22 protein-coding genes and 2 pseudogenes are annotated in these 24,746 nt (G+C 40.7%); 9 read left to right on the top strand and 15 right to left on the bottom strand.

Annotation, left to right across the window (positions count from 1 at the left end):
* Positions 1-99 precede the first annotated feature (99 nt).
* A pseudogene (locus H6G76_RS07570) lies at positions 100-609 on the top strand (SGNH/GDSL hydrolase family protein); the annotation flags it as partial.
* Positions 610-768: 159 nt separating this feature from the next.
* On the opposite strand, the gene H6G76_RS07565 reads toward H6G76_RS07570, so the two are convergent.
* A complete protein-coding gene (locus H6G76_RS07565) occupies positions 769-2,205 on the bottom strand; it encodes a carotenoid oxygenase family protein (protein ID WP_190697793.1) in 1,437 nt (478 codons plus the stop codon).
* A gap of 557 nt (positions 2,206-2,762) precedes the next feature.
* Here H6G76_RS07565 and H6G76_RS07560 point away from each other — a divergent pair.
* On the top strand, positions 2,763-3,140 hold the full coding sequence (locus H6G76_RS07560) for a response regulator transcription factor (protein ID WP_190697790.1): 378 nt from the start codon (positions 2,763-2,765) through the stop codon (positions 3,138-3,140).
* Entirely contained in the window at positions 3,137-4,558 is a 1,422-nt protein-coding gene (locus H6G76_RS07555; RefSeq protein WP_190697787.1) for an ATP-binding protein, read from the top strand. Before H6G76_RS07560 ends, H6G76_RS07555 begins: the two co-directional genes overlap by 4 nt.
* A 106-nt stretch (positions 4,559-4,664) precedes the next feature.
* Here the strand turns inward: H6G76_RS07555 and H6G76_RS07550 are convergent, their stop codons facing one another.
* Together H6G76_RS07550 and H6G76_RS07545 are read right to left on the bottom strand one after the other, a co-directional pair.
* Positions 4,665-5,330: a phytochelatin synthase family protein gene (locus H6G76_RS07550; protein WP_190697784.1), complete on the bottom strand. Its 666-nt coding sequence runs from the start codon at positions 5,328-5,330 to the stop codon at positions 4,665-4,667.
* A 138-nt stretch (positions 5,331-5,468) separates the two neighbouring features.
* Positions 5,469-5,906 carry a hypothetical protein gene (locus H6G76_RS07545; protein ID WP_190697781.1) on the bottom strand — a complete coding sequence of 146 codons (438 nt, stop codon included), beginning with the start codon at positions 5,904-5,906 and terminating at the stop codon, positions 5,469-5,471.
* Between the two features lie 712 nt (positions 5,907-6,618).
* Between H6G76_RS07545 and H6G76_RS07540 the strand changes: the two genes are divergently transcribed.
* Entirely contained in the window at positions 6,619-8,193 is a 1,575-nt protein-coding gene (locus H6G76_RS07540; RefSeq protein WP_190697839.1) for a mechanosensitive ion channel family protein, read from the top strand.
* Between the two features lie 123 nt (positions 8,194-8,316).
* Here H6G76_RS07540 and H6G76_RS07535 read toward each other — a convergent pair whose 3' ends face one another.
* Positions 8,317-10,737, bottom strand: a complete 2,421-nt coding sequence (locus tag H6G76_RS07535; RefSeq protein WP_190697778.1) for a GH116 family glycosyl hydrolase — start codon at positions 10,735-10,737, stop codon at positions 8,317-8,319.
* 163 nt (positions 10,738-10,900) lie between these two features.
* On the opposite strand from H6G76_RS07535, the gene H6G76_RS07530 reads away from it, so the two are divergent.
* The 3 genes from H6G76_RS07530 to H6G76_RS07520 all read left to right on the top strand — a co-directional run bounded on the left by H6G76_RS07530 (position 10,901) and on the right by H6G76_RS07520 (position 13,825).
* The gene (locus tag H6G76_RS07530) at positions 10,901-11,644 is read left to right on the top strand and encodes a hypothetical protein (RefSeq protein ID WP_190697775.1); all 744 of its coding nucleotides are present in this window, start codon (positions 10,901-10,903) and stop codon (positions 11,642-11,644) included.
* Positions 11,645-11,958: 314 nt separating this feature from the next.
* Positions 11,959-13,182 carry a calcium-binding protein gene (locus H6G76_RS37635; RefSeq protein WP_199337285.1) on the top strand — a complete coding sequence of 408 codons (1,224 nt, stop codon included), beginning with the start codon at positions 11,959-11,961 and terminating at the stop codon, positions 13,180-13,182.
* Positions 13,183-13,267: 85 nt separating this feature from the next.
* Positions 13,268-13,825 carry a Uma2 family endonuclease gene (locus H6G76_RS07520; RefSeq protein ID WP_190697773.1) on the top strand — a complete coding sequence of 186 codons (558 nt, stop codon included), beginning with the start codon at positions 13,268-13,270 and terminating at the stop codon, positions 13,823-13,825.
* Between the two features lie 20 nt (positions 13,826-13,845).
* Here the strand turns inward: H6G76_RS07520 and H6G76_RS07515 are convergent, their stop codons facing one another.
* Complete coding sequence (locus tag H6G76_RS07515; RefSeq protein ID WP_190697770.1) at positions 13,846-14,745, bottom strand: UTP--glucose-1-phosphate uridylyltransferase; 900 nt, start codon at positions 14,743-14,745, stop codon at positions 13,846-13,848.
* 806 nt (positions 14,746-15,551) lie between these two features.
* Positions 15,552-15,659: a photosystem I reaction center subunit XII gene (gene psaM / locus H6G76_RS07510; protein ID WP_242056340.1), complete on the bottom strand. Its 108-nt coding sequence runs from the start codon at positions 15,657-15,659 to the stop codon at positions 15,552-15,554.
* Between the two features lie 175 nt (positions 15,660-15,834).
* Between psaM and H6G76_RS07505 the strand changes: the two genes are divergently transcribed.
* On the top strand, positions 15,835-17,082 hold the full coding sequence (locus tag H6G76_RS07505; RefSeq protein ID WP_190697767.1) for an FGGY-family carbohydrate kinase: 1,248 nt from the start codon (positions 15,835-15,837) through the stop codon (positions 17,080-17,082).
* 1 nt (position 17,083) lies between these two features.
* Here H6G76_RS07505 and H6G76_RS07500 read toward each other — a convergent pair whose 3' ends face one another.
* The 8 genes and pseudogenes from H6G76_RS07500 to H6G76_RS07465 all read right to left on the bottom strand — a co-directional run.
* Positions 17,084-17,740: an HAD family hydrolase gene (locus H6G76_RS07500; RefSeq protein ID WP_190697765.1), complete on the bottom strand. Its 657-nt coding sequence runs from the start codon at positions 17,738-17,740 to the stop codon at positions 17,084-17,086.
* Between the two features lie 171 nt (positions 17,741-17,911).
* Positions 17,912-18,856, bottom strand: a complete 945-nt coding sequence (locus H6G76_RS07495) for a DMT family transporter (RefSeq protein WP_190697833.1) — start codon at positions 18,854-18,856, stop codon at positions 17,912-17,914.
* 148 nt (positions 18,857-19,004) lie between these two features.
* On the bottom strand, positions 19,005-19,385 hold the full coding sequence (locus tag H6G76_RS07490) for a COG3650 family protein (RefSeq protein WP_190697762.1): 381 nt from the start codon (positions 19,383-19,385) through the stop codon (positions 19,005-19,007).
* A gap of 149 nt (positions 19,386-19,534) precedes the next feature.
* Entirely contained in the window at positions 19,535-19,705 is a 171-nt protein-coding gene (gene psb34 / locus H6G76_RS07485; RefSeq protein WP_190697759.1) for a photosystem II assembly protein Psb34, read from the bottom strand.
* A gap of 228 nt (positions 19,706-19,933) precedes the next feature.
* Positions 19,934-20,362 (bottom strand): hypothetical protein, encoded by a 429-nt coding sequence (locus tag H6G76_RS07480; protein WP_190697756.1) that lies wholly within the window; start codon positions 20,360-20,362, stop codon positions 19,934-19,936.
* 145 nt (positions 20,363-20,507) lie between these two features.
* Positions 20,508-21,506: a glycosyltransferase gene (locus H6G76_RS07475; protein ID WP_190697754.1), complete on the bottom strand. Its 999-nt coding sequence runs from the start codon at positions 21,504-21,506 to the stop codon at positions 20,508-20,510.
* 19 nt (positions 21,507-21,525) lie between these two features.
* Positions 21,526-22,176, bottom strand: coding sequence for a DUF6391 domain-containing protein (locus H6G76_RS07470; protein ID WP_190697752.1), 651 nt, complete (start codon positions 22,174-22,176; stop codon positions 21,526-21,528).
* Between the two features lie 127 nt (positions 22,177-22,303).
* Positions 22,304-22,420, bottom strand: a pseudogene (locus H6G76_RS07465) (cytochrome c oxidase subunit 3); the annotation flags it as partial.
* A 123-nt stretch (positions 22,421-22,543) separates the two neighbouring features.
* On the opposite strand from H6G76_RS07465, the gene H6G76_RS07460 reads away from it, so the two are divergent.
* Positions 22,544-23,716 (top strand): transporter substrate-binding domain-containing protein, encoded by a 1,173-nt coding sequence (locus H6G76_RS07460; RefSeq protein WP_190697750.1) that lies wholly within the window; start codon positions 22,544-22,546, stop codon positions 23,714-23,716.
* A 194-nt stretch (positions 23,717-23,910) separates the two neighbouring features.
* On the opposite strand, the gene H6G76_RS07455 is transcribed toward H6G76_RS07460, so the two are convergent.
* A complete protein-coding gene (locus H6G76_RS07455) occupies positions 23,911-24,624 on the bottom strand; it encodes an SDR family NAD(P)-dependent oxidoreductase (protein WP_190697748.1) in 714 nt (237 codons plus the stop codon).
* Between the last annotated feature and the right edge of the window lie 122 nt (positions 24,625-24,746).

The following is a 24,746-nucleotide window of genomic DNA, read 5'->3' as shown; positions in this document are numbered from 1 at the left end:
CTGCATCAGTGAAGTCGCTGGAATACGCCATTAGCATTGGATTTTAGATGCTGAGGAGTACCTTAATTCAAAACCTCATAAGATGTCAAATGGGTTCTATATGTAGTATGGGCAGGGGCAAATGATTATTTACAAGGGGTAAATAATGCCACAGTTCCGGTTGAGAACGTCACAAAAGCGATCGCTTCTTTAACTAATGTTGGTGTAAAAAAAATATTAGTGGCAAATTTACCAGACTTAGGCAAGTTACCCGCCACAATCCACAACAGCAATGCTGCCCACCTCAGTTCTTTAACTCAAGCCCATAATCAAGGCTTGAGGCGATCGCTTAAAGTAATTTCTCAGCGAAAATCTGACCTTGAGATTGTAACGTTAGATGCCAATACATTATATCGAGATGCGATCGCTAATCCTTCTGCCTTTGGCTTTAGTAACGTCATTAATTCATGTATGTCGAGTTCTCGTCCTTGCGGCAACCCAGACCAATTTTTATTCTGGGATGGCATTCACCCGACAACCGCCGCCCACCGCATTATTGCAGACACAGCCTTTTCTGCACTTCAAGAAGCAGGAGTTATTAAACACCCAGAAATCAGCCACAAAAGTTAGTTGTTGAGATGGGGTGTATTCAATACCTTTCGGTTAAAGGGGAAAGGGGAAGGGGAAAAAGTAGAAGAAAACCTTTATCCCTTACCCTTTAACCTTTTCCCAAAACCAGATTACAAGTTAAAAATGCTTAACCGAAAAGTATTGAACTCAGAACCGTATTTACACCCTTCCCTTCCATGTACCGTGGAAACTGTGCGGAATAACGCTGGGCAAACCTAGTTGACAAACTGGTTCTGCGTCTAGGCGATCGCTATCAAACACCCAAACTTCGCTACGATCAGAATTACCATCATAGACAACAGTTAGTACCCAACTTTGGTTAGGGTTGTTGGCATCTTGAACGGGTAGCGGTTCGGAAGGATAGCGATTTTCGCCCAGGTTAGCTTCGGTGAGAGTTTCGGTATTGTGGTCAAAGCGGGCGATCGTATTTAATATTTCTTGACTAATATCTGTTCCTTGGCGGAATAAAGCCATATAGGCATGGCGCGAGACTTGCCCGACAGTTTGCGGTGGCACATTAGGAAACTCACCAGTTCTGTCTAATAAAGTTTCAATTGCCGTCACTTTGCCAGTTTTGGGTTGCAACACTACTCGCGTAAATGTATTTTTAGCAGGTGTATGCGTTTCTCCGGTGGCAATTTCTTTAAGATACTGGTTTGTTTGAAAGTCTGCATAGCGAGTAAAATCTACAATTACCGAACCACTGGCATCGACATAGCCATTGGCAAAATGCCATTGATACCAAGGTTCAGTTTCTCCCCGACTTACCAAAGATAGATTTTCGCGGTCAAACACCAAAATTTGAGTACCTAATTCCGGTTGCCACTTGAATGAATCACTATAGGTGCTGGTTCCCAAAATCACAGGCAACACATCCACCCGCAACGCTGGAGCAAAAAATATCAGATACTGTCCTGCTAGGACAAAATCATGAATTAGGGGAACACCTGATAATTTGAACTTGGTTTTTTGAATAACCTTGCCAGTGCTGTCACTTTTGTAAATATTCAGTGTGCCATTTAACCCTGGAGTGATGCCAAAGTTAAAAATTTCTTTGGTTTGGTAATCAACTTTAGGGTGAGCAGAATAGAATAATCCTTGATTTAAACCGCCTAAATTATCTAAACCTTGAGTTTCCAGCGTTTCTAAATCCAGTGCATGAGGATGGCCGCCTTCCCAAAGTGCTAAGAGTTTATCTGGTAATGCCAACACAGATGTATTAGCAACATTTTTTACTCCTTTGCGCCATTGGTTCCAAATTGGACCAGGTGCATTCATGCCATAGTTGCCGTAAAGCAATCTATCCTTAGCAGTTTCTTCTTGATAGCCAGCAGTCTGCACATAGCGATAAACGCCTGTAGCCCCCACATCATTAAAATTAACAGCGAGAATTGCCCCGTCGCCATCAAACCAGTGTCCCATATGCATATTGCCCCGTTCTAATCGCGCCGGCCCATTGCGATAGAGTGTGCCACGTAAACCTTCTGGGATTTTGCCAGAGAGAATTGGCAGTGGTGTGAGAGGAAATTCTGTTGCAGGTTGAGATATTGCACTTGCCCAGGCTTTTTTTGTTGATTTTTTATCGAGTGTCTGCATATAAAGTTGCTGTTGGATAAATTAACGTCAGTTCAATGAAATTTGTCCTCTCAGCTTGCCAAACCCTAGCTGATATTTTGCTTTAGTTATCTTTCTTCGATTTTATCTATAGCAGTTCTAAATCATTCGTGAACAACAAGAGATCCCCCAATTCTTTAAAAAGTCGGGGATCTAAGCCTCTCATCTGTTTTGAGTTGAAAAATTTCAGTTCCGAAGACGAATTTTCATGCTCCAAACACGGAGTTTCTTGTTCCGAACACGGAGTTTCACGTTCCGAACAAAACCTTTCTCGTTTAACTGTTAATAGTTCAAGTTATAAGCTCGAATTTTGACTAAAACAAGGTTAGTGGTGCTTGGTGTTGGAGGAAGAAAGCTATGTTTTGTACACCCTGCCCCGTAGCCAACTGGGTACAAGCCCTCATTGATTTTCCCCTACACCCCACACCCTTCTTCGTGACTATTATTCTTTCTTTAATAGTTTTTGTAACCCTAGAAGGATGCTAAACCTACCACCAACTGCACAACCTATAAATAGAAGTTAACTTTAGAAATGGAAAATGCCCCATATTCTACTCGTAGATGATGAAGTAGCCCTGTGTGACAGTCTCAGCTATACACTACAAAAAGAAGGCTACACTGTAACGACAGCTGCCGATGGGCATAGTGCCATCAAACAGTTCCACAAGCAAGTACCCGATGTAATTTTGCTCGATATCATGTTGCCAGAAGTTAGCGGGATGGAAGTTTGTTGGCGAATTCGGGCATTTTCTGATGTGCCGATTGTGATGCTGACTGCTAAGGATCAAGATATAGATAAAATTTGGGGTTTAGAAGCTGGCGCAGATGATTATGTTACTAAGCCGTTTAACACCCGTGAATTATTAGCAAGAATTAAGGCTGTGTTGCGCCGTCGTTCTGGGGAACAGCCTGTATGAAGGGCTGGAGATCACGTCTAAAATTAAATACTATTCATGCCAAGCTGTTAGCCACGTATCTCATGTTGACGGCTTTTGGAACGTCACTTATGGCTAGTTATATCCTGTGGTCGTTCCATGCTTATTTCATGAGAACAAGACAAACAGATTTGGATAACTGGACAAGTGCATTGGGTGAGAGTGTTGCCGATGCCTTAGAAGAACAGGATATTTCACGGGTAAAGTTATTAGTGCAACGCTACGGCGCACCGCAGACTGTGACGTTGCGTGTTTTTAATGGCAAAGGCAGTCTCATAGCGACTTCTGACCCCAAATTAGATAAACGGGTGAGTGATTGGTACAAAGTTCCGGGAATGCAGCAAGCTTTTCAAAATGTTGCAGCACAAGGAGTTGCTAAAGGAGTTTTAAGCAACGAAGATCGCCTTTATATCGCTAGACCAATTCAGCGTAACGGTAAATTTTTAGGTGTACTGCGAATGTCAATCACGCTGAAACAATTTCAGCGTCAGTTTTTAAGGGTGATTTGGAGTGTGTTAGGCACCTTAGTAGTAACAATTCTGTTGTGTGCGCTAATTAGCAGTCGGTTTGCACGCAGTCTCTCCAAACCAATTGAGATTATGCGTAACTTTGCGATTCGTATGGGTAGCGGTCATTTTGGTGACAAGCTGATTATCCAGCAAAATAATGAGTTGGATCAGTTAGCAGCCGAACTCAACCGGATGAGTGAACGGTTAGCTTCTCTCGACCAAGAACGCCGGGTGTTTTTAGCTAATGTCTCCCACGAATTACGCACGCCTATTAGTAATGTTCAGGTGACAGTTGATGCACTCAAAGGTGGTGCTTATGAAGAAGCGGAATTACGCGATCGCTTTTTTCAAACTATTGAGAACGAAACCAAACGTTTATCACGATTAATTCACGACCTGCTAGATTTAGGACGCTTAGAAGCAGGAGTCTCAGAACTAGAGAAGCAAACAATTTCACTGCGCGGATTAATTAACCGTGCTGTGAATGCAGTGGAACCGCGAATGCAAGCTGCGGGTGTAACTATGCAAGTCAATGTGGCTGAACTACAAATACAAGGCGATTCTGAAAGGTTGTTACAGGCGATTCTCAATTTATTAGATAATGCCATTAAACACTCACGCCCCGATTCTCAAGTGTCTATATCTGGGTACAGCGAAGGAAAAAAAGCAATTATTAAAATTCAAGACCAAGGAAAAGGTATTGATGAAGTAGATTTGCCTCGAATTTTTGAACAATTTTATACAACAGACCCTTCACGCAAAGGTAGCGGTAATGGACTAGGATTAGCGATCGCTAAACGAATTATTGAAGCCCATCAAGGCAGTATCACCGCCAGCAGTTTCTCTAATCAAGGGGCAACTTTTACAATTAGTTTGCCTATGCAAGTATAGCAATCATAAGCAATAGGCAATAGTAAATATAATTAAGTAGGGGAGCCAGTGCGGTGGACAGGTTCCCCGGTATAAAGTAACTGGCGTTGCGTTACGGCAACGTTACCTAAACATTTTCAGAATGGAGAACTTTTAAAGCGATTTCTGATGGATGAGTTACTGGAGTACCTGCAATATTAGCTGTCGTTTGCCTGCGGAGTACAATCATACCGCGAGAGCGATTTGATGCGGAATCTTTATCGACGCAAGCTGCATATAACCTTTGAATAGGGCATTTCCAAAACCGACTATACCGTTTGGGATTAGTATCTGCGATGGTAACTTCTTGCGTTTTCGGGTCATAATCTGCCAATAAGGAGAAATGACCACCTTCTAAACTGGGGTTCTCATGGGAAATGCGAGTGTTGAAGTTGAGAATGTGAACATCTGTTTCATCACAAACGGCTGCTTCAACTTCACGGATGAAGGCTTCGAGTGTCATACTCGGTTTATCAAAATGCTCTAGCCGAATGGATAAAGGCAATTCTTTTCTTTCAATGTAAAGTTTGCAGGTGTCATAGGTTTCTGCTAATGTCATGCCATCATCTAATACTGATGCGATGGGCAGTTGGGTGGTGTAAAAAATTTCATCAACAGTTGTTAGATAACCCAATGCAGTAAAAGCATAGGCGATCGCAGTAACATTACAACAGTAGATGGGTTGTTGAAATTGATGTAGTTGAATAATTTCTAAATCTCGTTTAGAAATCTGAGCAATGTTTTCCAGATCCATTTTTCTGCCTCATTGAATATATATATTAATAACTCAGGGAATTCACGAAAAATCTGTTTTTCGCTCATGCACAAAGGGAAGCGGTGAGTATAATGCTTGGCTAGGAATTATACTTTCTGATTCTGTCTAAAACCTTAATTAATTCAAATCGTTAAGTTCGCCAGCTTTAATCACTGAAATGGTCACATCGCCGTCGTTATCGCCAACTTCAACATCAAAAAAGAAGGCGCATAGTGTCGAGGTTTCTGATACTGCCAAGGTTAAGGTATCATCATAACCGTTCAAAGTTGACCAGCCGGCTGGAACTTCTACGTTAGTTTTTAAATTCTTGAATTTACCACCATAAATCCACAGCATGACTATCGGTTCGCCCTTAATAGCATCACCTTGGACGTAATCAAAAGAACCTTTGCGAATCCTGACAATATGAATCCCTGGTTGAAGTTGGGTGCTGACTCCTGTGTTTTGAATCTCGTTCATGCGTTGGGAAAACAAATGGTAGCAATTCTTTTTGCTGTTAACCACTAAATCTGTAATGTTAGTTGTTCCAGTTTTGCCTTGTGTTGCAATTGTCATTGTTTTAACTCCTTGGCTATGTACGATTCGCTACAAAGTATAGATTGCTTTCAGAAGTAGATTTTCATCTAGCTATCCCTTTGATGGTTTTTTACAGACCATGCTTGTATGATCTAGCGATCGCCTGGAAATATGCAAGGACAGTTAAGACAGTTAAGCAAATTTTTGAGATAATCAGACATTAAAAAAAAATAAATTTAATTTAATTGATTACAAGTTACTTAATCCAATCCAACACCGACTCAAAAGTAGTGCAGACATCTTTGGTTATGGCATTCTCAGCATAGTTCTGCTTTTGCTGGTATTAATTATAGATAAGCTTAGATTATAAAAAGCTTTTGAGTATTACATAAATCTTATTATTTATTTTAGATGTCTTAACTGTCTTAACTTTCCTTGCATTTTTGTTTTGATGTTGAAAATATCTATAAACAGAGGCTTTCTAGTTTCTGGATCTGTGAGTGTATTTTATTAATAAAGCCCCTTCTCCTGCGGAGACGCTACGCGAACGGGGCGGGTGTGGGGTGTGGGGTGTAGGGTGTAGTGAAAAAATTAGCCCCGAAGCGAGGTTTTAAACCTCGCACCTCTCTACGAGACGCTACGCGAACGTAGGCGAAAAAATCCTTGTCTCCCAAGGTAGGTTAAAACTATATCCCCAATTTTTTGAGAAATTGGGGATATAACTGTCTTTTGCAAAATTTATACTTAAATGATTAATATAGTAATTATTCTGGGCGAAGTCATATCCTTAATAGCTATTTTCTGGTTATTTAACTGGCTGATTAGCTTAATATTCAAGAGATTTACTAAGGTTTCGTGGCTGCAAAAAAGAACTGCTAATATAACTCTACTCCGCCAGAGTATTAGCAGAATTTTAATTTTAACTACTGTAGTGCTATCCCTGGCGATTGTTGGGATAAATGGGATGGTGATATATCGCGGCGGAAACGTTCAAGAATTTCAACTTAATCTTCTTCGCAGCTTTCCTACTCAATTTTGGCTCAATATGCTCACAGCAAGTTTAAAAACTGTGAGTTTGCTATTGCTAGTCAAACTGAGCATATCACCCTTAAGCCGTTGTCTAGACTGGATTTGCAATTACGCTAAAAAAGTCGATCACATCAAAGCTAATGATGAAAGCATCGATGCTTTTTTTAAAGTTTTAAAAAGGATTATTATTCATTCTATATGGATATCCTCTGCTATTTTATGTGCTAAATTTCTCTACCTGCCAGAAATCGTTTCTAAATACCTTTTCATTGCTTTAAAAATCTACATTACTATCTCAGCTGGGTTACTTATTGTTAAAGCTGTTGCTACTATTGTTGATACTCTTGATGCTTTGAGTCTTAAATACTCTAGCTCAAATAATTTACTTAATTTATACGAACATTTACGCCATTTAATTCCCCTATTCAAAAAGTGTTTAGAATATGTCCTTTATGTTGGAATAGTAAATCTCGTTGTTCCCGAAATAAAACCTATTGCTTGGATAAGTGCTTATACCCCGACAATTGTGCAGATTATTGGGGTTTTCTTTATTAGCAATGTTTTGACTGAAGTTGCTTACTTCATGCTTGATGAGTTTTACTTAAAAACCACAAATACTAATGACTCACAGCGACAGAAACGGCTAACACTGATTCCTTTAATGCGGAGTGTTGCCAAATATTTCATCTATTTTACTGCCGGAGTGACTATACTTAAGCTGATTGGTATTGATCCTGCACCGATTTTAGCAGGTGCAGGAATCGTAGGTATAGCAGTTGGGCTTGGCGCACAAAACCTGATTAATGATGTTGTTTGTGGATTTTTGATTTTGTTTGAAAACTATTACTTGGTGGGTGATTATATTGAAGTTGGGAAATTAGAAGAAAGAACTATAGAGGGAATTGTAGAAGCGATTGAATTGCGAACTACTCACGTCCGTCATCCTGATGGACAATTACAGATTATCCGTAATGGAGATATTGGCTCAATTGTAAACTATTCCAAGCAGTATATATATGCCAGGGTGGAAGTTAGCGTTGCCTATGATTCAAATTTAGATCATGTATATAGAGTAGTTGAAAAAGTAGGACAGCAGTTAAAAATGGATGAACAAAATGTTCTAGAACCTACGCGAGTGGCTGGCATAGAACATTTTGGAGAAAATAATCTATTGCTGTTGACACTGACAAAAGTCAAGCCGGGAAAACATCTTCATATTCAGCGTGTTCTCCGCAAGATATTGATGGAGAATTTTAGCCAAGAAGAAATTGAGATTTGCGGTTTTTCTAAAAATTAATACTTAGGCAATAGGCAACAGGCAATAGGGCAAAAGACATAAGGTTGGTTATGAACGAGACCTCATCCATAGAGAAACTCAACTCATTTGTGACGAAGGACTTGGGGTTGGTTATGAACGTTGCTAATTCATCATTAAATAAATGCCCCAAATTGCCATAGCCCGAAGATAAGTGCTGGCGCGGAAAGTGCCAGCCGCAGTAATGGCTTCTGGGGTACGAAATTGTAGTCCGTTGTCGTAAACTTGCTGCACTACAGCTTGTGTCAGCTTAAAAGCTTCATCTTTCATTCCCATCTGTACCAAAAAAGCTGCCAGCCCAAAGTTAATTCCTGTCCAGACTTCTAAAGGATGGGTAGCTTTGGGGTTTTCTGGTGAACCGTCGGGAAGTACACCATTTGCTGCACCGAATTGACCATTTTGGAATTTCAAGAAGCAAGCATCATACACAGTGTTTAAGGCAGAGAGAGCGCGATCGCTTGGTACAATATCCGGTAAATTGAGTAGTCGGGCGTAAAATTGACCACATAATTGATCCGCCATCACCACAGCCGAACCACTCTCACTATCTAATTTGTAATATTGCCCATTCCAAAGTTTTTCTTCGTAGATAGGGCGAGACTGAGTTAACCAACCTTCATAAATAGACTTTTGCTGAACAAACTCCTCTGCGTTCTCTCTGTGGTTCGCTAAAATATTACTAATTGCGATCGCAGCTTCCAACGCCGCCAACCACAACCCACCACAATAAGCACTCACACCTTGCAACCGCCAATCATCAAAAGTTTGGTCTGGTGCGCCAGAATTTTCAGGAATCCCATCATTATCTTTGTCAAAAGTCTTCAAATAATCAAGAGTTTGCACAATTGCATCCCAACAATCTGCTAAGAACTGCACATCATCAGCACCAGTCAGCAGAAAATCTCGGTATACTTGCAATACAAAATCACTGCCTAAATCCTTCCACAAATTGCAGTCTTGGTAGCAAGTGTAGTTAGTTTTTTCCCAGACGTGTTCATTTGGTGCGCCTAAATCATGGGGTGTCGCCCCGGCAATTTTACGGGCGGCAGTTGTGGTTTCTGCACCAATGGTATAGTAATAGCCAATAATTCGTTGATGATCATCACTTTGGGGAATTGCCCGTGCAAAAGCCCGCATCACTGATTTTTCCAGTTCTGGGAACAACATCAGCAAAGCAAAGGAACCATACAACCGCACATCTAAACTTTCATACCAGCGATAATCTAAACACTCCAACACCGCAAATTGACCGATGGGGTCGAGTTCTGATGCTGCACTCCAGAGAGTTCCACCGCTAGTCAGGTCATAAAGCTCATTAAATAAAGCCATTTTGAACCAGTCGGGTAAGTCTTGGCGATTGAGAATTGGTTGCTGCCAAGTTTGAATTTGCGATCGCCAGTTTTGATATTCTTGTAAGGCAGTCGTCGCTATTGACCAAGCTTGATTACCACTCTTGCCAAAAAAGTCTGTATATCTGCGATAATAATTAACTCCCGCCGCAAATTCTGTTATCGGCAAATCCCAAGCCAGCACAAAAGGAACTTCCAGAGTTTCCCCTGGTTGGAGAGTGAAACGAACGGCGATCGCAGTTCCTAGCTGTTGATTTGCTGCTGCTGGTGTTGCATCTATATAATTAGGCAAAGAACCATCAGCCGCAAAGCTTTGCCATACCTCTTCACCCGTGCCGACCGGATTCCATTTTGTGTGATAAAACACTTCAACTTGCGGATGTTTGAGCGTAGCAATGCACCAACTACCATCGCCTTCTTGCAGAGGTTCCGCAATACCTTCTCTTCCAAAAACACAACCCAAATATTCTGAATTTTCACTTAGCTGATTGTAATTTCCTTGACTCTCCCCCCAGCGCGGCTGATATTCATAAACTGGACTACCATCATCACGTATCTGCACGCCAGGCGATTTCAACGCATTAGTAAACCAGCCCACCATATTTTGCCAAGTCAGCATCACACTGACAGTAATTGGTGCATTAGTAGGATTATGTGCCTGCCACAAAAACACCGCCACAGGGTAACTAGTTTCTTGATAATTATTTGCCCAGATAGGTGAAAACTGCTCACAAGTTAACTGTGTTTGAAACACATTTTCATACACAAACCAACTACGAGGATACAGAGCATGGTAACTACCTGTTTGCAAAGAAGCAGACTCTCCCCTGCCTCTACTAGCCGGATACCATTGCCAAGCTTGTAAATTGCCATCTTCCGGTGCTTGCGTGGACAAAGCATAGGCTTGGGAAGATGTCTCAGAAGACTCAAACACACTGAATTGACAAGCCGGGATATTTTTGAAAATATGCTCACCGCCATCAATATGCCACAGGTTAAAATCTCCCCGTGAAGAACGACCGATACAACCTGCACCAAAGCCACCCAAAGGCATACCATGCCAAGGGCCATCATCAATATTACTAGCGTAGCGAACTGTATAAGGTTTGTCCCAGCCAAGACCAATGGGACGGTTCCAAGTACAGGAAGGAATTTGCGGGGAGTTTTGATTTGTCATCGCTAGATGCCACAGCGTGCAGTTACGCTAAGGAAGCTTAACGCGATGTGTCATTTTTCTCAAGGTTTTTGTCTCACAATCTACAAAAATGCACGGTTAGGTACTGATAAAGCTTTATGTTATCTTGTGCTTTTCCCTTACTCGGCAAATTGTATACAGTTCCATGATTCATTACTATAAATTGTTTAAATATCTAGGATTTGCACTGTTACCACTAGCTCTAAATTCTCATTTTGCAACTCTTCCAGTTCTTGCTCAAACTACTGTCCAGAAATCTATCGGTACAAGTGTGCCATTTACTTGCAGTGAAAAAGAGTCCACCATTAAACTTAAAAATCCGCCCAAAGTAACTTTTGGCAGAACAACTATCTACATCGGTTATCAGCAAGTATCATTAGTCAACAAAAACCCGCGCATCATCCGTTTTGATAACGGTGTCAAAAAATGGTGTCGTAGCGACTACGAAACAACAAAGGATGATAGTACAGGCTACGGCTTACTTTGGGACGGAAAAGGCGTTTTGTATGGTGTTTTTTCTGCTACAGGTAGCCAGATTGGTAATGATTTTCGCCGCTTTGCTCTTGGGCGTTGGCTTACTAGCTATGGTACAGGTGGTGGCCCAAAAGTAGCAATCATAGCCCGGATTAATCCTACTAATGGCAACGTTAACTATGCCACATTCGTCACTGCTAAAAAACCGAGTGATGGTAAAACTAACTCTTTAATTGTCAATAATTTGTCCTGGAATGGAGCAAATTTAACTGTATCAGGACAATCATGGTGGTCACCTCGTCGTGCTGACAAAAGCCCTATGACTTGCGCGGGTTCATCACCTTATATTTACAAAGCCATCTTTACTGGAGATTTAAAAAGAGTAACTTCGGCTTCAGCAGTTAACTGTCGGTGAAGTGTAGACATCTTATACCAATTTAATGTGAAGTTGCACATATCCCGATCCCCCTAAATACCCCTTAAAAAGGGGGACTTTGAGATTATTCCTGCCTTTTTAAGGCTACCCCCCTTAATCCACCCTTGCCAAGGGGGGAAACTAACAAATCTAGTTCCCTCCCCTTTCCAATGGGAGGGTTAGGGTGGGGTAATTCAAGGGCTGGTAGTGATTCAATAACTTGTGTATACACCGCAGCTAGGGGGGAGCTAGCGAAATATTTAATACTTCTCAGACATCCTCTTAGGATTTAGCCAGAATTTTTACAAAAAACTTTGACAAATATAATTGTCGCAGGAGAAACAATCGCTGTGGAACAAGCTGCCCTAAATTTTAATATCACCTTTAAAGATCCATCGGGGAAATTTTCTCGCTATTACTCTGTTATCAAGTCTCACATATTAGCTGCTGGCTCATATTGGGATAAATATATTGTCGGTAATGCCAGCTTAGAGATAGTGGTGAGTTTTTCTAACACTAATCCAACAGTTACAGGGAGAAGTTTGACTTCATCTTTTGTACATAATAACGGCAGCATTGATGTATATGAGCCAGGTGCAACAGCAGAAATTCGCACCCAAATCGATCCTAATGGTGTGACTCCTGACATTGAGTTTAACTTCAATCCTGATTATCTAGTCAATGACCTGTGGTTTGATCCCGATCCATCAGCAAGAATTAGCCCTGTACCAAAAGACAAAATAGATGCTTTTTCTATATTTCTCCATGAGTTTGGTCATGTCTTTGGCATCAATGGATGGAAAGATGGCATCAAAGGGAAACTCCCAGGAAATTATCAATCTACATTTGATGAACAAGTTACTTTTGATGGTAAAAATTTCTTCTTTGTAGGAAGTGAAGCCATTAATGTTTACGGTTCTCCTGTGCCATTGACGTTTGGCAATATTACTCATGTAGGCAATGATTTACCCAGTCCAGGACGTGATTTAATTGCAGACTTAATGAATGGTGTAGTGTATGAGCGGGGAGTTCGCTATGATATATCTCCACTTGATATTGCCATCTTAAAAGACACTGGTGTACTTATTTTTGATGTTCCCAGTATTACAGGCGATAACGCTAATAACACCCTAAACGGTGGTACTGGCAATGACATTCTCAATGGTGGGGCTGGTAATGACATTCTCAGTGGTGATATTGGAAATGATACCCTGATTGGTGGTGCTGGTAGCGATCGCCTAACTGGTGGCGCTGGTAATGATAAATTTGTCTTTACTAATTTGAATGAAAGAACTGATACCATTACCGACTTCAGCAGTACAGATGATGTTTTGGTACTACAAACTCTGTTAATAAATTTAAATTACATCGGCACAAATCCCATTGCTGACGGTTACATCCAAGGTATTCAATCAGGGTCAAATACTTTAATCCAAATTGACCCTGATGGCATTGCTGGCAGCGCAATTTTTAATACTTTAGCTATACTTAATAACTTTATTGCTAGTACCTTCAGCCAAAATAACTTGATTGTGTAGTTAAAGAATATTTCTCAACGGAATATCAAGTCAAAATTGCCCAACAAGACATAATATGTTTAATGGCTAAGAAAATGCGATCGCTATGACTCTTGTCAAATCTCAACTTACATTACAAGAATTTCTAGCCTTACCAGAAGGCGATATAACCTACGAATTAGTTGATGGTAAAGCAAAACCAAAAATGGCTCCAAAAAGATTTCATTCACGTTTAACCCTTACTCTTAGCCAATTTCTTGCACTTTGGGCGAAAAATCGCGGTGAGGTTGGTATTGAGTGGGCGGTCACTTTAAAACGCCAAGGTCGAGACTGGGTTCCCGTACCAGATTTACTGTTTGTTTCCTACTCTCGCCTGAATAGCGATGTGATTGCAGATGAACCTTGTCCTATACCTCCAGACTTAGCAATTGAAATTATCTCTCCTGACCAAACTTTTGGCGAAATGAGTGCAAAAGCTACAGATTACCTAGATGCGGGTGTATTGAGAGTTTGGGTTGTGGATGCTAAAGCTAAGACGGTGACTGTCTTTTATCCTGATGCACGGCCACAAACAAAAACGGGTGAAGATAGTTTAGAAGATGCGTTACTTGAAGGGTTGCAAATTACGCCCGCACAAATTTTTCAACAGGCCGGAATACCGTAATATTACTTATTGCCCATTGCCTATTGCCTGTTACCTATATTTCTAAAATCAATCATTGTCTGTCGATAAGTATCAGGTAAGCCTGTATCAAAACACTTCCCTTGAATAACATAGCCAGTCATACCCTCTTGCTGACATAGACTGTCGAGAGATGATGTTAACTGAAATTCGCCGCGATCGCGTAAATTTTGATGAATCTGTGCTGCTAAACAATCAAAAATTCTTGGTGTCAGCACATATAAGCCAAATATACATAAAAACTCGTCTTCTGCTATCCCTGCTACACGTAAATTTTGACGTGCATACTCAACGCTTGGCTTTTCTGCAAGTTGTGTCACCTGCAAAATTGAATTATTTTCTTGCCACACTCCGGTTACACACCCAGCTTGATGAATTACACTCGCTGGCATCGTAGTTAAACTCACAACACTTTGCTGCACTTTTTGATAAATATTCAGCATTTGAATAGCACAAGATTCGTCAGTCTGCGATGCATAAACATGATCGCCTAGCATCAGCAAAAATGGTTCATCTTGCACCCAATCTTTTGCACAGAAAACTGCATGACCATAGCCTTCTTGACTTTCTTGAGTGATGATTGTAATTTTTTCGCCAATCTCTTGCAGATATTCGCTATATTTTTTATTTTCTGGAGATAGCTTTTGCCAAAGTTCTGGTTGTGGCGGGTTTTTAAATAAATCTGTAAAAATCCCGACATCATCTGGTTGTACTACAATGCCAATTTCTGTAATTCCAGCACTGATTGCCTCTTCAACAATTGCCAAAATTACAGGTTTAGCCCTGCCATCTCGGTCAATAATGGGAAATAATTCTTTTTTCACAACTTTCGTGGCTGGAAACAAGCGAGTGCCAAAACCAGCAGCCGGAATTAGAGCTTTTATAACTTTATCTTTGGGCATAGTTCAGCACCTAATACCGTTTCTCTTTCAGTTTGATACAAATAGGCCGCAGGCGGTGGGGTTATTTTTATGCGTCTTCATATGGAAATGGGATTAAATGCCCCATATCTTACTGTTTTGAATAATAGTTTGCAATTATATTGTTCTTATTTTGATTTAACTAGCAATTTATCATTAATTCTACCTTTTACTTATACATCTAATAATTTCCTCCGGTTATGCTCTGTCTGATTCAATATCATTAGTTGAGATATTTCTTAATAGTGGCAGTTGATAAAGTGTCACTCTGTGGATGTTTGCTTTTACCCAATAAACGATAGCCTTATTTATTGCAAGGAGTGATACCTTTTCGCTAGATGTTAGATACGAATAAAATTTACAATATATCATCTATCTAAAGAAGTATTGTAAATAATAAATGTTTTAGCAATCAAGTGAACTGGTGAAAATTTATGCGACAAAGCACTTAAGTGAGTAAAGTACTTAAGTGCTTTTTAGTATCTACAAATTATTCAAATATTGCTCTTCTAAATTTTCGACTTCTGCTGTTGCAAATTTATAATTAAGCTTTTGTGCTTAGAAGTTGCACAATTAAAATTTTGGGTAAAAACTTCAAACCCTCTCCCCTGCTACCCTGCGGTCTAAATTGCAAATTAGGTGATTAAGAGCTTACTCTTGCCAGGGCTGAAGCGTCTTTTTGCTGATTTTTATATCTCAGATGAACACAACAATCAGGTTTAACCTGATTGTTGTGCAAGGGTGTGGCACTTAGTATTATGCTCTGACCATGTGATCAGAGCATGGTGTTACTTGTAAAGTTCTGTTGATAAACGCCAAGCCAGAACGCCTGGAATTAGCGCAACAACTAGAGCGATATACACTTGAGTGTCAGAAATAGAGGTCACACCAAGCATTAGAGCATTTGAGATCAGCATAGTTGAAAATCTCCTGACGTGAATGGATTATGACTACGTTTACTACTTTTCACTGTTTTGCCAAGCTAGTGGAATATCTTGTTACAAGATGCAACATAATCAGTTCTTAGTCAGTAGTCATTAGTTACTTTCTATAAGAAAAATTTATAAAAATATGGATTTGTATTTGGGAATCGACTACGGTACATCTGGCGCACGGGCAGTTGTGATTGATGATGAAGGGAATATGCTAACCCAGGTACGCTATCCTTGGCAAAAACAGGCAATTAGCGACTGGAAAGAAGCCTTGTGGAACCTATTAGCCCAGATTCCTGAGCAATTACGGCGCGAAATCAAAGCGATCGCTATTAATGGTACTTCTTCCACTGTCCTGCTGTGCAATGGGGCTGGTGAACCTATAGATGAACCTTTACTCTACAACGACGCGCGGGGAGCAGTTGTGTTAGACCGGTTAAAAACTGTTGCACCGCCCAACCATACTGTAATCAGTGCTACTTCTAGCCTTGCCAAACTGCTGTGGATGTCGCAACAACCATTTTTTACAGAAGCTAAATATTTTCTACATCAGGCAGATTGGTTAGCATTTTTACTGCATGGGCAATTGGGTATCAGCGATTACCACAATGCTTTAAAGCTGGGTTATGACGTAGAAAATTTGCACTATCCAGACTGGTTGCAGAAATTAGAAATACCTGTTGAATTACCAAAAATTTTACCGCCAGGAACTCTCATCGCTGAAATTCGCCCAGAAATCGCGTCTGAGTTCGGTTTGCCACAAAAATGTATTGTTTGCGCTGGTACAACAGATAGTATTGCGGCTTTTCTTGCCAGTGGTGCAAAATCACCTGGGGAAGCAGTGACATCTTTAGGTTCGACACTCGTACTGAAATTATTAAGTCGTACCCGTGTAGAAGATGCACGTTACGGAATTTACAGCCATCGCTTAGGTGATTTGTGGCTAACTGGCGGTGCTTCCAATACCGGAGGTGCTGTATTACGAGAGTTTTTTACAAATGCAGAGTTAGAAAGCTTAAGCAGTGAAATTGATGCTACCAAAGCTAGTGAGTTAGATTATTATCCCTTGTTGAAGCCAGGCGATCGCTTTCCCATTAATGACCCCAATTTAGCCCCGCGACTCACACCACGCCCAGATAACCCCAAAGAATTTTTACACGGTTTGCTAGAAAGTATTGCCCGGATAGAAACACGCGGCTACCAGTTACTTCAAAACTTAGGTGCAGATAAATTACAACTTGTATATACCGCAGGCGGTGGTGCAGCAAATTCCACTTGGAATGCGATTCGTCAGCGCTGTTTAAAAGTGCCTGTGTTTGCATCGGTAAATACAGAAGCCGCTTACGGGACAGCACTATTAGCTAAGTCAAAACAGAAAAACGTTTAAGCTACAAATTATAAATTAAAATTCTGGCAATCTCATCTGGAGAATGGGCAATAAAATCAGCACCATGATCCCGTAATTCTTGCTCTGTTCCATAGCCATAGGTGACACCAATTGCAGTTAAATTATGATACTTTGCTCCTATCATGTCGTGTTTGCGATCGCCAACCATAAATGCAGTAGAGTGCGAAATATTTTCTGTCAATAATATATGGTGAATCAAATCACTTTTGACACTCCGCGTTCCGTCCAATTCACTACCATAAACGCCATCGAAAAACGGCGATAAGCCAAAATAATCAATAATGCGTGTTGCATAAATATAAGGTTTTGAAGTGGCTACAAAAGTTTGATAACCAGCAAAACGAATATTTTTCAGAGTTTCTACAATCTGAGGATAAAGAGTATTTTCAAATAATCCAATTGTGGAAAAACGGCTGCGATAAAGTGATATTGCCTGTTCCAGCACAGTGTTATCTGAAGTGTTTAGTAGCTGAGAAAAACTCTCTTTGATCGGTGGGCCTATACACCAGTCTAATTCATTAGTCTGCGGTGGTTTGTGACCGAGTTCAGACAGCGCAAACTGAATACTACGAGTAATTCCAGGCTTAGGGTCTGTTAGTGTCCCATCTAAATCGAAAAGGATAGCGTTAGCAGGCATATATTTCGTGTTCGGTTAAAGACTTGTCATAAAGACCGCAGGGGGGCGGAGGGGCAGAGGAGCAGGGGAGAGTGTTTTGCTATTTCTGCACAGATTTACCGAATTATCAATTATTAACCGGGCATGATATTACATTAATTCGTAGTGCGTACTGAAGAGATTGAGATTTTACTACGATTTTTGCCTTTCACCACTCAGCAACGCGATACCTAGTGTAACAATCCCAATCCCCACACTCTGAATTACATTTAAAGTTTCGCTAATTGTTGCCCATGCGACTATTGCTGTCATCGCTGGACTGCTAGCACCGATTATCGAGGCTTTAGTGGCACTAATCATGCGAATTCCCTGATTATTTAGTGTGTGTCCAGCAAAGCTGACTAAACCCGAAAAAATACTACCAATCCACATAGGAGTCCAATCAAGTTGGCTATTGGGAAGCGGCCAGAACAGTAAGCTAACGCCGGAAAGCACCAAGGTAGAAGCAAAACTGATCCAAGTAAAAGGAACTGGATGGAATTTTTCTAAACATTTTTGAGCAATGACGCTATAGAAGGCATACACTATGCCAGCACCCACGCTGGTGATAATGCCGATCGCAATGGCAGAATTGCTATAGCTGGTAGAAGATTGAGGAACGGTGAGAACACTACCTACTAGAATAATGCCCATCACCAACCAACGAAAGGGTGTAGGGCGATCATCAAAAAATTTCCAAGCCAGTAACGCTGTAAATACTGGATAAGAGAAAAACAGAGTAATGGCAATTCCCGTTGGAATCAAGCCAATCGCAATGTAGAGTGAGGCAATATATACAAACATCAGCACCCCACAACCAAATGCTTGTATAAGAACATCAGTGCGTTTGTGCTTGAACAAATCTCGCACTTCTTCGCCACCAGATGGATAAAGCTTAAATGCTAGAGAAGCCATGAGTGGAACTACAAGCAGCATTCGCATGAACATTAACAAGAATGAATTCTGCAAATCCGGTTTAACGTATCCACCTATTAAAAATAAACCCAGCACGAGATGTTCGGAAAACAAAACTCGCACCGTAACGTTGTGAAACGCTAAGAAAAAGGAGGATAGAAGAACCGTCAGGATGCCTAACACGCTAAAAAAGTTGGGAAAGGACAACCTGATTGTATTGTTAAAATCAATATTTTTTCTTGCTCATGTCTAGCTCATACTATTTCACTTAATTAAAAATATAAATAATTTCTCCCCTGCGGTCTAAACTGCAAATTAGGTGCTTAACAACTTACTTAGCGCAACCTTCCAAAACCTTGTTACCCAAAATCAAAACAGCTGAGTAAGGATATTTGTTATCGGACATCCCATCACTACAGGTGTTATCTTTTTTGATAATTAACGTGTTATTGCCTCTCAGCCGATAAACTCTCACAAAATCATCGGGGCGGCCTTGTGCTTTTAAGGGTGCGACGTAAGGAAAGGTTTGTTTTTTTACCTCTGGTGAAGAGTAAACAATGCCGCTTTTGCTGACAGTAACACTCCAAAACGGTTCAGTACCCAGAGCAATAAATTTTTCACTATTAGCTGTTTGTGCAACAACACCGGAACTGTTAGCTAGTAAACCTGCGCTCAATCCCAACAGCGCAATATTAGAGATGACGGCTTTCATGGGTCAAGTAATTGATGTAATGACTATTTGATAAATACACCTTGACCATTTCAATTCCACAAATGCTAACAAAAAACCCCGGCGTTACCAGGGTTTGAGAGAGATTCCATTCACGATTTAGATACAGCGATACCAAGGAAAAGAAGATTTTAGCTAACGCCTAAAGCAACCAAAATGATTGCAGTTAGGAATAAAGTAGCGATCGCACCTTGAAAAACGTATTTACGTTGCTCTTCAGCTGAAGGATAAGCCGCATAGTAAACTTTGGGTTCAGTAGCGTAGTTATTTAAAATACCTTGTTCGTCAATGGTGGTGTACATAATGTTTTCTTGTGGTTGTTAACTTATGTAAATTAATTTAACAAGTTTGTTACAAAATGTCAACTAGACTTGACAAAAAATGTTGGATAGTATTAATTAGATATCCTCATGACAGCTAAAGTAAATACGATCGCACAAAAAAAATTACGCCCCTACCCACAGCCAACCTTTACAGAGAAGGCTAAATAGAGACGATTAGTTGAATATTTGCTTGTCTAAGAGATTTTTTTAGAACTGAGTCACCGTCAAACGCACCCCACCAGAATCCAGCCGAGGAACCTTTAAATAGTCAACTGGTTCACCGTTACGCTGAGGAGTTTGGTTTTTAGCTGGCTTCTCACATTCCTTAATTGCAGCCTCCGGATTGTTGAGTATCTCCAGAGGTTTGATATTTTTACATCCTTTCTCTTCGCGGACTTTACCGATAGACTCAGCAATTTGTCTCAAGCTACGAACGCGATATATTATTACAGCGTTATTTACACCACTGTTAATTGTGGCTGGCTCAGTGAGCAATGCAGCAGCTTCGTGGCGTTGATACATGATAGGATCAATATTCTCTTGTTGGGCATAGACAGGACGAGCTAGAGCGATACCTTCGGTAAGCTGCGCTAACGCACCAACCACAACAGCTAAAGCTACAAGTGGGAGTTTCATACTTCAAACCCTGATTTTAAGTTACGTGAGATAGCTACAACATCAATTCCATGTTATCCGCAAGCAAGGAACACGCGATCGGGGCATATATTGAAAAGTGAAGCCTGTTGAGTCAACATCAACAGGCTTGAGTCTGATGAAAATATCAAGTACGCAAGTATTTTTTCTTCACCTTACTATAGATACTTTTAACTAGTAAACTAACTAAACGCCCTTGCGTTAAATCCTTAATATTGCCTTGATGATGCTGTTTGTGATCAAAAAACTCATTTAATTCCTTGAGAATCACTTGCAGCCGATGAATAATATTTTCCTTGCGGTACTCTGTTAGCACTTGTTCTGACAATGTTGAAAATACTGGAGAGTTCAACACATTTAGAATACGCTGAACATCATATTCTTGAGAATAACCAGCAATTTTATAACAATTAAACCCCGGATCTAAATAATCTGAAAGTCCACCATTGACGCTAGAAAATACCTGACAGCCACAAGCTAAAGCTTCTAGTGGTTGCAACCCGAAACCTTCACTAACACCTGTTTGCGCCCAATACTCAGCAGAATCATAGAGGTAAATTTTAGCGCGATTAAATAAACCAGGTAAATCTTCCACATAAGAATTGACAACGAAGACTTTGCATTTTTGCTGCAAAGCTGGAATTAATTCTGTTAGTAAATATTCAGAAGATTTCCTGGACTGAACTAAAACATCAATATCTCGTTCTAAATGTAAATTTTTAAATTCTGGGCTAATTTCATTAGGTAAATAATAAATAAGACTATTAGGAGACTTCTGCCCCCAATACCCTAGGGTATTACGACTCACAGTAATGATAGGAATACTAGCAGGTAACTTGAATTTGTACCCTGCACTATGGGCATGATAAATAACATTGTAGGGCTTAAGTTTTTTCGCTAATTTAGCTATATCAAACCCCCAACTAATCACAAAAATTACATCATCTAAGTTAGGTTCTTTGAGCAGGTCATCTAAAAAAAGCTTATCTGTTTCTCTTTGGCGGTAAGTAACCACATCAGCATTACAAACTTGCTGAGTCAGTTTCAACGTTTTTAACTCTGCCCAAAGACCACCACAAGCAAATTTGCCATGAGTTCCAGGCAATAAAAAATAGAGTTTTCGCATTATCAATTACGAATTAACATTAATCTCGCCATTTTACCTTGACAAAATGCCCCTCCCTGCCCCAAACATCACGACTAATCGTAATATTTTCAACTACGAGATTAAAGGGAATAGCAGTTGTAAGATATCGCTGCGTCACAGAACCTAAATCTGGGGCGATTTCTGCTGCTGTCGTAGCTGCTAACCCTAAACCAATCAACTGTTCAACTGGACGAAATGGTAGCAATAAATTCACGCCTACAGCTAGTCCAGCAGTTAACAACATTGCCACTGATAAATTTGTGCCGCACCGGGGATGCACAGCCAAATCCCATTCGCCATGAGTGAGCCGCACGAGCGCCTGAGCGACTGCACGCCGCAAATCGCTGATATTGACTTCACCATAGAGGTAAAAGCCTTGGTCAGTAGACAAACCACCCAACAATTCGTTATCAATTTGAACTTTATTCGGTCTTCCTGGGGGGACATGAATATTTTTCGTTTCACTGAGAACCCAAACAGTAGCGTGTTCTAGGGCGTGAACTTGCCGTAGCATTAAGAGTTCTTTTAACCCTGGAACAAATGATAACTGTTTGAGTATGTCGGCATCTTGTGTAGGTTGAGGTGTCGTAACAAAGCTGAAAAAATCAAAGGGAGACGAGCTACCTTGAACAGAAGCAGAAGTTTCCATAGCAACACTGCTCCCCAAGCTAATGGAGCAACATAGATTTCTTATAAATGTAACGCTTGTAGCCCAGGATTATTGCTAATTTTTATTGATGTTTAACTGAGCTAGGACTAACTCCGGAGATTAAAAATTAAGGGATTGTCAAGATATACAAGAGCGAAAATAGGATAATCCAAATAATATCTCCAAAGTGCCAGGAAATTTCAGCCATTTCAATACCTGTGTGTTTAGTCGCAGAATTAAAGCCCCTTTCCGTCTCGGAGAGGGGTTGGGGTGAGGTTCATCGATCTCACTTTTGTTTAAGGAATTATGTGATATTTGTCGTTGTTTGGGAATGATAGATATTGCATCTAATTCTCAGAAAATACTTATGATCAATGCATTCGCCCGGAAATTCTCTCAATTTCTTGCGACTAGGAACATGAAGCGTTTCCTGAAACCTCAGATCTGGTTGGGGTTAGTCTGCGGAATTTTGGTGTTATTGCTGATAGTTTATCCAGCGCAGTCTCAAAAACCTGATGCTCAACAATCTCAAAAATCATTAATCATAGCAACCAGAGCCATTCCCCCTTTTGTATTTACTGACAAAGGTGAACTATCAGGATTTAGTGTTGAACTTTGGCGTAACATTGCCAGCCTAATTGGTGCAGAGTTTAAATTTGTCGAGTATCCAAACGTAGCTGATTTACTCTTAGCTGTTGAGAGTGGTAAAGCTGACGCAGGCATTGCCGCCATTTCAATTACTGCCGAACGTCAACAAAAATTTGATTTTTCCTTACCCATGTTTACTGGGGGGTTACAAATTTTGATCCGCAACACAAAACTCAATACTGCTGGCACACCTAATATTTTGTCCTTATTTTTCTCACCTGCGCTGTTCCAAGTGTTCGGATTAGCACTATTGCTCATTGTCATAGCGGCTCACGTGATTTGGTTATCTGAGCGTCATCACCCCGAAGAGATGATTCCCAAATCGTATTTTCCAGGGATTTTCAAAGCTTGTTGGTGGGCGGCGGCTACCTTAGCTACTCAAGCTGATGAAATGCCTAAAGGAGTTATGGGCCGGGTGTTAGCGATTATTTGGATGTTCATCGGCGTTCTTTTTGTCGCTTACTTTACAGCTGCCGCTACCACCTCACTAACTGTGCAACAGCTACAAGGAGATATCAACTCTGTAGAAGATCTACCTGGTAAGCTAGTGGCAACAACAACTGGCAGTACAGCCGCAAAATATTTAAAAGAACACAAAATTTCCGTTTTAGAAGTTGCCAAAATTGAGCAGGCTTACAACGCTTTGGAAACAGGAAAAACTGATGCTGTTGTGTTTGATTCTCCTGTACTTCTGTTCTATAGTGCTAATCAAGGTCAAGGACAAGTAGAGGTGGTGGGCAGTGTCTTCCGCGAAGAAAATTACGGCATTGTTCTGCCTAATAACAGCCCCTACCGTAAACCGATTAATAGTGCTTTGCTGAAACTCAGAGAGAATGGCACTTATCAAGCGTTATACGATAAATGGTTTAGTGTGAAAAAAAATTTGAACTGATATAGCAATCCTACTAAATTTACAAACTAGTTGTAGAGGCAGGCAATAGGCAACAGGCAATAGATTTGTTTGGCTCTCTTACACGGTTTGCTATAGTTAATTATTTTCGGAGAGTTGTGTATTTGCGATCGCAATAATTTTGCTTTGGTTGTAGTTTGAAAACACGCCCTAGCTCCTATCATTAAGCTATTTCATCAAAATGTTTCTACCCAAGGACGCAATTCTACTTCCCATGTCCAAGCACTGCGAGGTTGGCGTAGAATGTTGAGATAAGTTTGAGCGAATCTCCTTCGGAGACGCTTCGCGAACGCATCTGGATCAAGCAAGCTATCTGGTTTATCTTCTGGCTCAATCCGAGTCGCAGAACGAATTGCTCCATCAATTACGAAATGCGCTACATGGATATTTTGAGGAGCAAGTTCACGCGCTATACTCTGCGCTAAACCCCGCAAAGCAAATTTACCCATAGCAAACGGTGCAGAACCAGGATAACCCTTAACACTGGCAGAAGCACCTGTAAAGAAAATCGCTCCCCCACCTACAGCCAACTGACGTTTTGCGGCGGCTTGTGCTACCAAAAAACCGCCATAAGCAGTGATTTCTAATGTTTTGGCAACGTCGGCTGGCTCAAGTTCCACTAACGAACCCCGAACTCGCCAACTGGGATTATATATAACTACTGTTGGCACTCCTAATTTTTGTTCAACATTTTGGAATAGTTGTTCTACTTCATCTGGTTGAGAAGCATCAGCCGCAAAACTGACGGCTCCAATCTCATTAGATAATGTCTTGAGTTTATCAATCTGTCGTGCGGCTAAAGCGATGGTGTAACCTTCTTTTGCAAACAAACGCGCTAAAGATGCGCTCAGTCCGCTACCAGCCCCTACAATCAATGCAATGTTTGCCATTTGTTAGATTTCTCCTCATCTTTAAGGTCTTGTTAGGTTACATCATTTTCACAAAATACAAAGTATCAAATTGCTCTATAGGAATCCGGTTCGCTGCACTACTCATAGAGACAGGGAACAGG

The organism is Nostoc sp. FACHB-152 (assembly GCF_014697475.1).
In the GTDB taxonomy this organism is placed as follows: Bacteria; Cyanobacteriota; Cyanobacteriia; order Cyanobacteriales; family Nostocaceae; genus Nostoc_B.
This window is presented reverse-complemented; position numbering and strand designations above follow the sequence as displayed.